Source organism: Serinibacter arcticus (genome assembly GCF_004786095.1).
GTDB lineage: Bacteria > Actinomycetota > Actinomycetes > Actinomycetales > Beutenbergiaceae > Litorihabitans > Litorihabitans arcticus.
The window spans coordinates 164305-175684 of the sequence record NZ_RHPJ01000004.1 but is presented as its reverse complement, the minus strand read 5'-3'; the positions used below and the strand labels follow the sequence as shown (position 1 = coordinate 175684).

Genomic DNA, 11380 nt, shown 5'->3' with positions numbered 1-11380 from the left:
CCGACGCGCGATGACCGACGAGTCCGAGGACCTCACCCGCCGCTACCGCGCCGCCATGGCACGGCTGCCGGGCGGCGTCGCGGTGCTCGCCGGCCGCGCCGGTGGGCGCGACGTCGTCTCGGTCGTGACGTCCCTCGTCTCCGTCTCGCTCGACCCGCCGATGGCGCTCGTCGTCGTGCACGGCGCGAGCAGGCTGGGCGAGACGCTCGACGTCGGCAGCCGCTGGGCCGCCACCGTCATGGGCGCGGGCAGCGCACCCGCCGTGACCTGGCTCGCCGAACCGGGCAGGCCCGACCTCGGGCAGCTGAGGGGCGTCGACCACGACCGGGGCGAGACGAGCGGTGCCGCCCTGCTGGCGGGCGGCACGGCGTGGATCGAGTGCGTCACCGAGCAGGTGCACGAGGCGGGCGACCACCTCGTGGTGGTCGGCCGGGTGACCCAGGCCGGGCGGGGGAGCGCGGACGGCGCGCTCGTGCACCGGCTGGGCCGCGTGCGCGACCTTCCCTGAGCGGGCGTCCTGACCCGATCTGTACGAGATCGTTACACGGGAGAGCATGTTCGAGGCCGGTTCGGCCTCGTTCGCTCCATACACTTGACCGTCCCGCACCGGCAGCGACGAGGAGAAGTGCGTGTCTGATTCCACCGAGGTGGAGGGTTCGCCGCTCGACGAGCTCGAGGGGGAGAAGCCGTCACGCCGAGGTCGCGCCGTCGCGATCGGGTGTGGCATCGGTGTGGTGGTGCTGGCCGGCGCCTACGTCGCCGCGGTGCTGACGACGCAGGACTCCGTGCCCCGCGAGGCCGTCGTGGCCGGTGTCGACGTGAGCGGGCAGAGCAGGGAGGACGCCGTGGCGACCCTGACCTCCGAGCTCGGCGACCGGACCGCGCAGCCCATCCCGGTCACGGTCGGCGATCTCGAGGCCTCGATCGACCCGGCCGACGCCGGGCTGACGTTCGACGCCGACGCGAGCGTCGCCGCCGTCACCGGACCCGCCTGGAACCCCTCCGACCTGGCCGAGCGCCTGTTCGGCAGCGTCGAGGCGCCCGCGGTCACCGCCGTCGACGACGCCGCGCTGACGACCGCGCTCGCGGACGCCGCGGCGTTCGTGCAGGTCCCGCCGGTGGACGCGACGATCGCGCTGGCCGACGGGGCCGCCGTCGTCGGCGATCCGGTCGACGGCACCGAGCTCGACGTGCCGGGCGCCGTCGACGTCCTGAGCCAGACGTGGCTCAGTGCTCAGTCGGCCATCGACCTTCCCGTCACCGTGCTGACCCCGTCGCTCGACCAGGCCGCCCTCGACACCGCGATGACCGAGATCGTCGACCCGCTGCTCGCCGGTCCCGTGACGATCAACACCGGTGAGCTGACCACCGAGCTGGACACGGCCACGCTGACCTCCGTCGCGAGCATCGTGGGCGCGGACGGCGCCTTCACGCTGCAGCTCGACGCCGACGCCCTGGCGGAGACGGTCTCGGCGGCCCTGCCCGAGGCGGGCGCGGCCCCGAAGGACGCATCCTTCACGTTCACCGACGGCCGACCCTCGATCGTGCCGTCGCAGGACGGCACGGGGATCGATCCGGCCCAGCTCGTCGGCGTGGTGCAGGCCGCCGCCCTCTCGCCGACCGAGCGCACCGCCGCCGTCGAGCTCGTCGGCGCCGAGGCGGAGTTCTCCACCGCCGACGCCGAGGCGCTCGGCGTCACCGAGGTCATCGGCGAGTTCTCCACGCCGCTGCCCCCGGGCAACGACGCCCCCCGGACCGGCAACATCGTCACCGGGGCCGGCAGGGTCACCGGCGTGCTGCTCAAGCCGGGTGAGACGTTCAGCCTCATCGACCACGTGGGGCCGATCAACGCGGCGACGGGCTACCGGCCCTCCGGGGTCGTGGAGAACGGGAACGTCTCGACCGCCTACGGCGGCGGGCTCTCCCAGCTGTCCACGACGCTCTTCAACGCCGCCTTCGAGGCCGGCCTGGAGGACGTCGAGCACAAGCCGCACACGCGTTGGTTCGCCCGCTACCCGGAGGGTCGCGAGGCGACGCTGTTCGAGGGCTCCATCGACATGCAGTTCACCAACCGCACCGAGCACGGCGTGCTCGTGCAGGCGTTCGTCGACGGCGGCCGCACGTGGGCGCGGGTGTGGGGCACGCCCACGTACGAGACCACCATCTCGACCGGGTCGCGGTACGCGCTCCGCAGCTCGTCGACCGTGTACAACACGCGCTCCGACTGCACCCCCGAGGGTGGCGGACAGGGTGGCTTCTCCGTCGACGTCACCCGCACGGTGACGCGGCTGGACGGAACCCCGGTCGAGGACCGGACCTACTCCACGACGTACGTCCCTTGGAACCGTGTGGTCTGCGGCCCGGACCCGGCCACGCTCCCGCCGCCCAGCCCCGAGCCGACGCCGGAGCCCCCGGCCGCGGAGGGCTGAGGCCCCGGACCACCCCCGACGAGAACATCGCAGGTCGCGGTATCCCGACGGATGCCGCGACCTGCGACGTTCTCGGCCGGGTGGGGGCAGGTCAGGGCTGGGGCGGCTGACGCGGCGCGCGGCGCGGCGGGGCCGGCGGCACCTGCCGCACGGCCACGACGGCCGCCAGCGAGATCCTCACGTCACCCCGCCTCGTCCGCACCATAACGGCGGCGTCGTCCAGCGCCACGACCTCGCCGAGGGCGTCGGTGAGGGAGTGGGAGTCGTCGTCGATCCGGTGGCGCACGGTCACGCGCGTCCCGATCTGCAGCGCGTTCGCGCGGGCATCGCTCATCGCGAGAGATACTAGGTGCTCAGCCAGCATCAGCAGGAGGAGGAGTCGCTTCGTGACGTACGTGATCGCACAGCCCTGTGTCGACGTCAAGGACAAGGCGTGCATCGACGAGTGCCCCGTCGACTGCATCTACGAGGGTGAACGCTCGCTGTACATCCACCCCGACGAGTGCGTGGACTGCGCGGCCTGCGAGCCCGTCTGCCCCGTCGAGGCGATCTACTACGAGGACGACGTCCCGAACCAGTGGTCGGCGTTCACGCTCGCCAACGTCGAGTTCTTCGACGCGGTCGGCTCGCCCGGCGGCGCCGCCAAGATGGGCCTGATCCCCACCGACCACGCCCTGATCGCCGCGCTCCCGCCCCAGGGCGAGTAGCGGGCCGTGGGCTTCCACCACCTCGACGCCGCCTATCCCTGGGACGCCGTGACGCCCCTGCGCGAGCGCGCGGCGCGGCACGACGGCGGGGTGGTGGACCTGTCCATCGGCACGCCCGTCGACCCGACGCCCGACGTCGTGCGGCAGGCGCTCGCCGCCGCGTCCGACGCGCACGGCTACCCGACGGTCGCCGGGACCACCGCGCTGCGCACCGCCGTCGTCGACTTCTTCGCGCGACGCCGGAACGTCCACGGCCTCGGTCCCGAGGCCGTGCTGCCGACCATCGGCTCCAAGGAGCTCGTGGCGCTGCTGCCGAGCCAGCTCGGGCTGGGCCCGGGCGACGTCGTCGTCATCCCGACGGCGGCCTACCCCACCTACGAGGTCGGGGCGCGGTTGGCGGGCGCCGAGGTGCTCGCCAGCGACGACCCGGCCGAGTGGGCCGGACGCGAGGAGATCGCCCTCGTCTGGGTGAACTCGCCGTCCAACCCCACGGGTGAGGTGCTCGGGCACGACCGCCTGGCGGCGATCGTGCGCGCGGCGCGCGAGGTCGACGCCGTCGTCGCGAGCGACGAGTGCTACGCGCTGCTGCCGTGGACCACGCCGTGGAGCGACGACGTCGCGCACGGCGGGGGAGTGCCGAGCATCCTGGACGCCCGCGTCAGCGGCGGCGACCCGCGCGGGCTCCTCGCGGTCTACTCGCTGTCCAAGCAGTCCAACCTGGCCGGATACCGCGCCGCCTTCGCGGCGGGCGACCCCGACCTCGTCGACCAGCTGCTCCAGCAGCGGCGTCACCTCGGGATGATGCTCCCGTGGCCCGTCCAGCAGGCGATGGCCGCGGCGCTGGCGGACGACGCGCACGTCGACGCGCAGGTGGAGCGCTACCGCGCGCGGCGCGCCGTGCTGCTGCCCGCGCTGGTGGCGGCCGGATTCGAGGTCGACCACTCCGACGCCGGTCTGTACCTGTGGGTGCGTGCGGGGGCGGCGCTGCGCACGCGGCTCGACACGGCCGAGCCGAACCGCTCGGCCGAGCCCGACGAGCCCGGCTGCTGGCCGCTCATGCGCCTGCTCGCGGAGCACGGGATCGTCGCCGGACCCGGCGTCTTCTACGGCCCCGCGGCCGCCGACCACGTGCGGGTCTCGCTCACCGCGTCGGACGAGCGGATCGCCGCAGCGGCCGTGCGCCTGTCCTCCTGGACGTGAGAGGATCACCGAGGTTCTTTGCCCGTTCCTGGTGGAACGAGGCGATCCCCATGAACAGTGAACACCCATGAACAGCGCGGTCCCGGGTACCGGTCGCGCCACCGGAGGAACGGAGATCCGATGACGGCGAGCACATCGGCAGGCAGCCTGACGCTGGACGAGACGACGCTGGAGTTCGAGCGCGTCCCTGCCGTGGTCGGCAACGACGGGCTGGCGATCTCCTCGCTGCTGTCCGACACCGGCGTGGTCACCTACGACCCGGGCTTCATGAACACCGCCGCGTGCCGGTCGGAGATCACCTACATCGACGGCGACGCCGGCATCCTGCGCTACCGCGGCTACCCGATCGAGCAGCTCGCCGCCCGCTCGACCTACCTCGAGGTCTCCTACCTGCTGGCGAAGGGCGAGCTGCCCACACCCGCGCAGTACGAGGCGTTCGAGACGCGCGTCCTGCGCCACACGCACGTGCACGAGGGCTTCCGCGCGCTGATCCGCGCGTTCCCCCGCACGGCGCACCCGATGGCGATCGTCTCGAGCGCGATCTCCGCGCTGCCGGGCTTCTACCCCGAGGTGTTCGAGACGTCCGACGACGAGGCCGAGGAGCTGGCCTCGATCCTGCTGCTCGCCAAGACGCCGACGATCGTCGCCTACGTCCTCAACCACGTCAACGGCGAGGAGATGCTCGACGCCGAGCCCTCCCACGGCTTCATCGAGGACTTCCTGCGCCTGGCCCTGGGCCAGTCCCGCGAGGGCGAGTTCGGTCCCGAGGTGGTCGCGGCGATGGACATGCTGTTCGTGCTGCACGCCGACCACGAGCAGAACTGCTCCACGGCCACCGTGCGCGCCGTCGGCTCCGCCGACACCAACCTGTTCCTCTCGGTGGCCGCCGGCATCAACGCGCTCTCGGGCCCCAAGCACGGCGGCGCCAACGAGGCCGTCCTGTCGATGCTCGAGGAGATCCGCGACACGCACGGTGACGCCGGCTCGTTCGTGACCAAGGTCAAGGACAAGGCCAGCGGTGCGCGTCTGATGGGCTTCGGCCACCGGGTCTACAAGAACTACGACCCGCGCGCGGCCATCGTCAAGGAGGCCACCGACAGCGTCCTGAAGGCTCTCGGTGCACGCGACGAGCTGCTCGACCTGGCGATGGGTCTCGAGGAGATCGCCCTCTCGGACGAGTACTTCGTGCAGCGGAAGCTCTACCCCAACGTGGACTTCTACACGGGTCTGATCTACCGCGCCATGGGCTTCCCGACCTCGATGTTCACGCCGCTGTTCGCGGTGGGCCGGACCCCCGGCTGGATCGCGCAGTGGCGCGAGATGATGCACGACCCTGCCACGAAGATCGCGCGTCCGCGCCAGGTCTACACCGGCCCGGACGAGCGCGACTTCGTCGCTCTCAGCGAGCGGCGCTGATCAGCACCTGACCGCGCGCGGGCACGGGGTCTGCCCCGGTCCGCGCGCGCCAGCCGGACTCCGCGCCCGCGCGGTCCCACACCGAGGATCCGACGGCGACCCGCCCGGCCCCGGTGCTGCTCGCCGAGGCGACGGCCGAGGAGGCCACCGCCCAGGCCAGCCGGTCGCCGTCCCCGCTGGCGGGATCCGTCATGGGCAGGTCGACGACGACCTCGCGCCCACCGTCAGCACCCACCCGCACGGTGGTCGCCGTCCCCAGGCCGAGGTCGCGCTCGAGCCTGGCCGTCACCGCCTCCGGCACGCCGGAGGTGTCCTCGACGTCGAGGAGCGTGCACGAGAGCCCCGCCTCCGTCCACCCGGTGAGGGAGGAGGCGAACGCGCGCGCGAGATCCTCGTGCTGCGCGTAGGCGTCGGGGAAGCCGCTGCGCTGCACGGCCTGCGCCGCCTCGGTCACGGCCATCTCGGTGTACCCGGGCACCTCCACGAGCGTGTCGAAGAAGATCGACGTCGAGTAGACGAGGTCCATGACCTGCTCGGGCGTGCCCCAGCCCTGCGACGGCCGCTGCTGGAACATGCCGAGGGAGTCCCGGTCGCCGTAGTCGATGGCGCGCATGCGCGACTCCTGCATCGCGGTGGCGATGCCGATGGTGCCGGCCCGTGCGGGCAGCTCGCGTCGCACCGTCGTGCCGACGATGAGGGCGGCGTTCTCGGTCTGGTCCGGGGCGAGCCAGTGCCCGTCCGCGGTGCAGCCCTGCACGAGCGGGCGCGCGCCGTCGACCGACCGCAGGAGGACGACGACACCGCCCACCCCGACGGCGGCGACCAGCCCCACGACGGCGGTCCAGGCGAGGGCGCGGGCCGCCCGACGACGTGCCACCACTACTGCGTGTGCAGCGCGGCGTTGAGCTCGACGGCGCGCGCGGCGCGCGGGAGCACCTCGACGCCGCCGGTGAGCGAGTGCCGGCGCAGCAGGAGCCCGTCCAGACCCGACAGCGCCCGCGCCGGGACGACCGGGCGGCCGTCGGCGTCGGCCCGGGCGCCGGAGAGGTCGATCCCGTAGCTCGCGGCGTCGCCCAGCAGGCTGACCTTGGTCCCCGCCGTGACGTACAGCCCGGCCTCCACCACGCAGTCGTCGCCCAGGCTGATGCCCAGGCCGGCGTTCGCGCCGAGCAGGGTGCGCCGGCCGATGCTGACGTGCTCGGTCCCGCCGCCCGAGAGCGTGCCCATGATCGAGGCGCCGCCGCCGATGTCGGTGCCGTCCCCGATCACGACGCCCTGCGAGACCCGGCCCTCGATCATCGCGACGCCCAGCGAGCCCGCGTTGAAGTTGACGAACCCCTCGTGCATGACGGTGGTGCCGGCAGCCAGGTGGGCGCCCAGCCGGACGCGGGACGCGTCGGCGATGCGGACGCCCTCGGGCAGCACGTAGTCGGTCATGCGGGGGAACTTGTCGACGCCGTCGATGCTGACGCCGGGGTGCTTGGCCTGCAGGCGAGCGCGCGTGACCTCGAAGTCCAGCGTCGAGCACGGCCCGAGCGAGGTCCACGCGACGTTCGCGAGCGCGCCGAAGATCCCGTCGAGGTTGATCGAGTTGGGCGTCACGAGCCGGTGGGAGAGCAGGTGCAGGCGCAGGTAGGCGTCCGAGGCGGAGGTCGGGGCGGCGTCGAGGTCGACGTCGGTGCGCACGACGGTGCGGCGCACGCGCCGGACGGGGTCGACGGCCTCCAGCGCGCCGATCTCCGCGGGGACGTCCCACGGGCTGGCCGGGGCGGCCTCGCCCAGCTGGGGCGAGGGGAACCAGGTGTCCAGCACCGCCCCGTCGATGTCGGAGATGGTGGCCAGTCCGATGCCCCAGGCTGCGCGCGTCATGCCTCCAGGATACGTTTCCGCAGCGTGCCGGGTCCCAGGGTCCGCACCCCGGGCGGTAGGCGGCCCTGCAGCCCGCGGTCGGCCGTCGCGACGACGACCGGGCCGCTCCCGTCGGCGGTGACGGCCTCGACCGCGGCGACGATCGCGTCGTCGCCCGAACCCGGGGCGCGCACCACCTCGAACCGAGCCCCGGGGGCGGGGACGGTGGTGGTCGCATCGCGTGCGGCGCCCTCGAGGACCGCGACGGTGCGAGGCCAGGCGGTCGCGGCGTCGAGGCCGAACCAGGCCGCCGGGACGCCGGGGCCCGACGGCGACACGGCGGTCCCGATCTCCGCGAGGAGGCGGCTCGACGCGCCGGCCCGGTCGCGCCACCAGCCGTCGGGGCGGGCGCCCAGCACGTTCGAGACGTCCACGACCAGCGTGGGTCCGGCGTCGGCCAGGACGCGCAGGCGGGGCCAGGCCGTGGCGAAGGCCGGGTGCAGCGGGAGGTCGGTGACCTCGTCGAGGTCGACCCATCGCAGGTCGGCGGACTCGCCGTCGAGCGGCCGCAGCACCGGCCGCGAGGTGGCGGAGGCGTCGCGGGCGACGTGCGCCACGACGGTCGTGTACGACCACACCTCGTGGTCCAGCACCGAGACGACGTCGGGGACGACGTCGTCCGCGCGGATGTCGGCCTCCTCCGAGGCCTCGCGGAGCGCGCCCTGCAGCGGGGTCTCCCCGGTGCCGATCGCGCCGCCCGGCAGCGCCCACGTGCTGCCCTGGTGGCTGCGGGCGGAGCGGAGCTGCAGGGCGACCGTGCGCGTGGCGCGGTCGACGAGGGCGAGGCCGGCGGCGCCGGCCAGGCCCCAGTGGCGGGACCCGCAGGTGCACTCGACCCACGCGTCGTTCGGGTCGCGCCGGACGGGGTCGGCCACGGTCAGGACGCGGCGGTGATCTCGCAGAGGACCTCACCGGCGGTGACGCCGGCACCCGCGCTCGCGCGCAGGCCCGTCACGACGCCGTCGCGGTGCGCCACGAGAGGCTGCTCCATCTTCATGGCCTCGAGCACGACGACGAGGTCGCCCGCGGCGACCGTGTCGCCCTCGGCGACGGCCACCTTGACGATGGTGCCCTGCATGGGCGAGGTGAGTGCGGCGCCGTTGCCCGCGGCCGACGCCGAGGAGCGGCCGACGGCGCGCGGACGCGTCGGCCTGGCCGCGCGCGCCCGGCCGCCCATGAGACCGCCGAGCCCGCCCAGGCTGGCGGGCAGGACGACCTCGAGGCGCTTCCCACCGACCTCGACCACGACCCGCTCGACCTCGAGCTCGGGGGCGCTCTCGGCCGGGGCGGCGGTGCTGGCGGGGGCCAGCGTCTTGAGCCGGGGTGCCATCTCGGACTCGATCCAGGTGGTCCAGATGCCGAGGTCGGTCAGCGGCGCACCGGGCTCGCCCACGAACGCGGGCTCCTGCAGGACGGCGCGGTGGAACGGCAGGACCGTCGGGATGCCGACGATGTCGGCCTCCGCCAGAGCCCGACGCGCACGCTCGATCGCCTGCTGGCGCGTCGCGCCCGTGACGATGATCTTGGCGAGCATCGAGTCGAAGTTGCCCGTCACGCTCTCGCCGGCGGTGATGCCGGCGTCGATGCGGACGCCGGGGCCACCGGGCCACGTGATCGTCGTCGGGGTGCCGGGGGAGGGCAGGAAGCCCGCGGCGGGGTCCTCGCCGTTGATGCGGAACTCGATGCTGTGGCCGCGCGTGGCGACCGTGTCGTAGCCCAGCGGCTCACCGGCGGCGATGCGCAGCTGCTCGCGGACCAGGTCGATGCCCGAGACCTCCTCGGTCACGCAGTGCTCGACCTGGAGGCGCGTGTTGACCTCGAGGAAGGACAGCGTGCCGTCGGACCCGATGAGGAACTCGCACGTCCCGGCGCCCTCGTAGCGCGCCTCGCGCAGGATCGCCTGCGAGGCCCGGACGAGCTCGGCGTTCTGCTCGTCGGTGAGGAAGGGCGCCGGCGCCTCCTCCACGAGCTTCTGGTGTCGACGCTGGAGCGAGCAGTCACGGGTGGAGACGACGACGACGCCGCCGTAGGCGTCGGCGAGGCACTGGGTCTCGACGTGGCGGGGGCGGTCGAGGAACCGCTCGACGAAGCACTCGCCCCGCCCGAAGGCGGCGACGGCCTCGCGCGTGGCGGACTCGAACAGCTCGGGGATCTCCTCGAGCGTGGTGGCGACCTTGAGGCCGCGACCACCGCCGCCGAAGGCGGCCTTGATCGCGACGGGGAGACCGTTCTCGCGGGCGAACGCGACGACCTCGTCGGCGTTCCGGACGGGGTCGGGCGTGCCCGCGACGAGGGGGGCGCCGGCGGCCTGGGCGATGTGACGCGCGGAGACCTTGTCGCCGAGCGCGTCGATCGCGGCCGGGCTGGGGCCGATCCAGGTGAGTCCGGCGGCCGCGACGGCGCGGGCGAAGTCGGCGTTCTCGGACAGGAAGCCGTAGCCGGGGTGGACCGCGTCGGCGCCGGAGCGGCGCGCGACGTCGAGGATCTTGGCCGGGTCGAGGTAGGTCTCCGCGGCGCGGACGCCGCCGAGCGCGAACGCCTCGTCGGCGAACCGGACGAAGGGTGCGTCCCGGTCGGTGTCGGAGTACACGGCGATCGAGATCAGCCCGGCGTCGCGCACGGCGCGGACCACACGGACGGCGATCTCGCCGCGGTTGGCGATCAGGACCCGGGTCACGGGGCGGGTGAGGCGTTCGACGGCGGGTCGGGCCGTGGTCTCGCCCGCCTGGTCGGTGCTCCGAACGGGGATCGTCGGCGATCCGGGCACGCTGGCGTCGGGCGTCATCCACTCTCCTGTTGCTGATGGCGTCTTGCTCGGTCGGCGCTTCCAGTTCGAGCCACGGTAGACCCGTGGGCCGGGCGTCCCCTCCGCGCCCCGCGGTGCGCCGGGAAGTCTGTCAGGGGCGGCAAGGCGCGCCGGGGATCGATTGTAGGAATCCTCCAACGCGGGGCCGACGCTCGTGGGTGTAGCGGCGCGTCGGTCGTGGAGAGTCTCCAGTCAGGCCCAGAGCGCGGGGTAGGGGATGCCCAGATCGGTCAGCAGGCTGCGCAGCAGCGGGAGGCTGAGTCCGAGCACGCCGTGGTGGTCGCCGTCGACGCCCGTCACGAACGCCCCGCCGAGGCCGTCGATCGTGAATGCACCGGCGACCTGCAGCGGCTCACCGGTCGCGACGTAGGCGGCGATCTCCTCGTCGGAGACCTCGGCGAAGTGCACGGTCGTGGAGCTGACGGCAGTGCAGGTGCGTTCGTCGCCGGCTCCGCCGTCGGAGGGCAGCGCCCCGGTCAGGATCACGTGGTGACCGCTGTGGAGCACCCCTGACCGGCCGCGCATCGACGCCCAGGCGGCGCTCGCTCTCTCGGGCGTGCCCGGCTTGCCGTGCGCGACGCCGTCGAGCTCGAGGAGCGAGTCGCACCCGAGCACGAGGCGCGGCGCGCTCTCGGGCGGGAGCGTGGCCGCGACGGCCTCCGCCTTGGCGCGCGCCAGCACGCCCACCTGCTCGGAGACCGGGAACGGACGACCCACCGATCCGGCCGCCGCGGTCGCGGCCGCGAGGGCGGCGTCCTCGTCCACGTCGGAGACCACCACCTGCGGCACGATGCCGGCCGCCACCAGCAGGGCGTGCCGCGCGGGCGAGGCCGAGGCCAGGACCAGGCGCACGTGCGGGTGGGTGGCCGGGCGCACGCGGTCGCGACGTCGTCGGGCGGGAGTCGTCACGGTGG

The 11380-nt window shown here is 73.9% G+C and carries 11 protein-coding genes; 5 read left to right on the top strand and 6 right to left on the bottom strand.

The window, feature by feature from the left end:
* The first annotated feature begins 10 nt into the window (after window positions 1–10).
* Both SERN_RS13710 and SERN_RS13705 read left to right on the top strand, forming a co-directional pair.
* Window positions 11–508, top strand: a complete 498-nt coding sequence (locus SERN_RS13710; protein WP_135850722.1) for a flavin reductase family protein — start codon at window positions 11–13, stop codon at window positions 506–508.
* A gap of 121 nt (window positions 509–629) precedes the next feature.
* On the top strand, window positions 630–2429 hold the full coding sequence (locus SERN_RS13705) for a VanW family protein (protein ID WP_135850721.1): 1800 nt from the start codon (window positions 630–632) through the stop codon (window positions 2427–2429).
* A 91-nt stretch (window positions 2430–2520) separates the two neighbouring features.
* On the opposite strand, the gene SERN_RS13700 is transcribed toward SERN_RS13705, so the two are convergent.
* Window positions 2521–2763, bottom strand: a complete 243-nt coding sequence (locus tag SERN_RS13700) for a putative acetyltransferase (RefSeq protein ID WP_135850720.1) — start codon at window positions 2761–2763, stop codon at window positions 2521–2523.
* Between the two features lie 52 nt (window positions 2764–2815).
* Here SERN_RS13700 and fdxA point away from each other — a divergent pair, with 52 nt between their 5' ends.
* The 3 genes from fdxA to SERN_RS13685 all read left to right on the top strand — a co-directional run bounded on the left by fdxA (window position 2816) and on the right by SERN_RS13685 (window position 5752).
* A complete protein-coding gene (gene fdxA / locus SERN_RS13695) occupies window positions 2816–3136 on the top strand; it encodes a ferredoxin (RefSeq protein ID WP_135850719.1) in 321 nt (106 codons plus the stop codon).
* Window positions 3137–3142: 6 nt separating this feature from the next.
* Window positions 3143–4336: a succinyldiaminopimelate transaminase gene (gene dapC, locus SERN_RS13690; RefSeq protein ID WP_135850718.1), complete on the top strand. Its 1194-nt coding sequence runs from the start codon at window positions 3143–3145 to the stop codon at window positions 4334–4336.
* Window positions 4337–4456: 120 nt separating this feature from the next.
* Complete coding sequence (locus SERN_RS13685) at window positions 4457–5752, top strand: citrate synthase (protein ID WP_135850717.1); 1296 nt, start codon at window positions 4457–4459, stop codon at window positions 5750–5752.
* Here the strand turns inward: SERN_RS13685 and SERN_RS13680 are convergent.
* The 5 genes from SERN_RS13680 to SERN_RS13660 form a co-directional block, all read right to left on the bottom strand.
* Window positions 5736–6629, bottom strand: a complete 894-nt coding sequence (locus SERN_RS13680; protein ID WP_135850716.1) for a hypothetical protein — start codon at window positions 6627–6629, stop codon at window positions 5736–5738. The two genes, SERN_RS13685 and SERN_RS13680, sit on opposite strands and share 17 nt — an antisense overlap.
* 2 nt (window positions 6630–6631) lie before the next feature.
* Complete coding sequence (gene dapD / locus SERN_RS13675; protein ID WP_135850715.1) at window positions 6632–7621, bottom strand: 2,3,4,5-tetrahydropyridine-2,6-dicarboxylate N-succinyltransferase; 990 nt, start codon at window positions 7619–7621, stop codon at window positions 6632–6634.
* Window positions 7618–8535 (bottom strand): NUDIX domain-containing protein, encoded by a 918-nt coding sequence (locus SERN_RS13670; RefSeq protein WP_135850714.1) that lies wholly within the window; start codon window positions 8533–8535, stop codon window positions 7618–7620. Before SERN_RS13670 ends, dapD begins: the two co-directional genes overlap by 4 nt.
* Window positions 8536–8537: 2 nt before the next feature.
* Complete coding sequence (locus SERN_RS13665) at window positions 8538–10445, bottom strand: acetyl/propionyl/methylcrotonyl-CoA carboxylase subunit alpha (protein ID WP_135850713.1); 1908 nt, start codon at window positions 10443–10445, stop codon at window positions 8538–8540.
* Window positions 10446–10658: 213 nt separating this feature from the next.
* Complete coding sequence (locus SERN_RS13660) at window positions 10659–11375, bottom strand: Maf family protein (protein ID WP_233251703.1); 717 nt, start codon at window positions 11373–11375, stop codon at window positions 10659–10661.
* Between the last annotated feature and the right edge of the window lie 5 nt (window positions 11376–11380).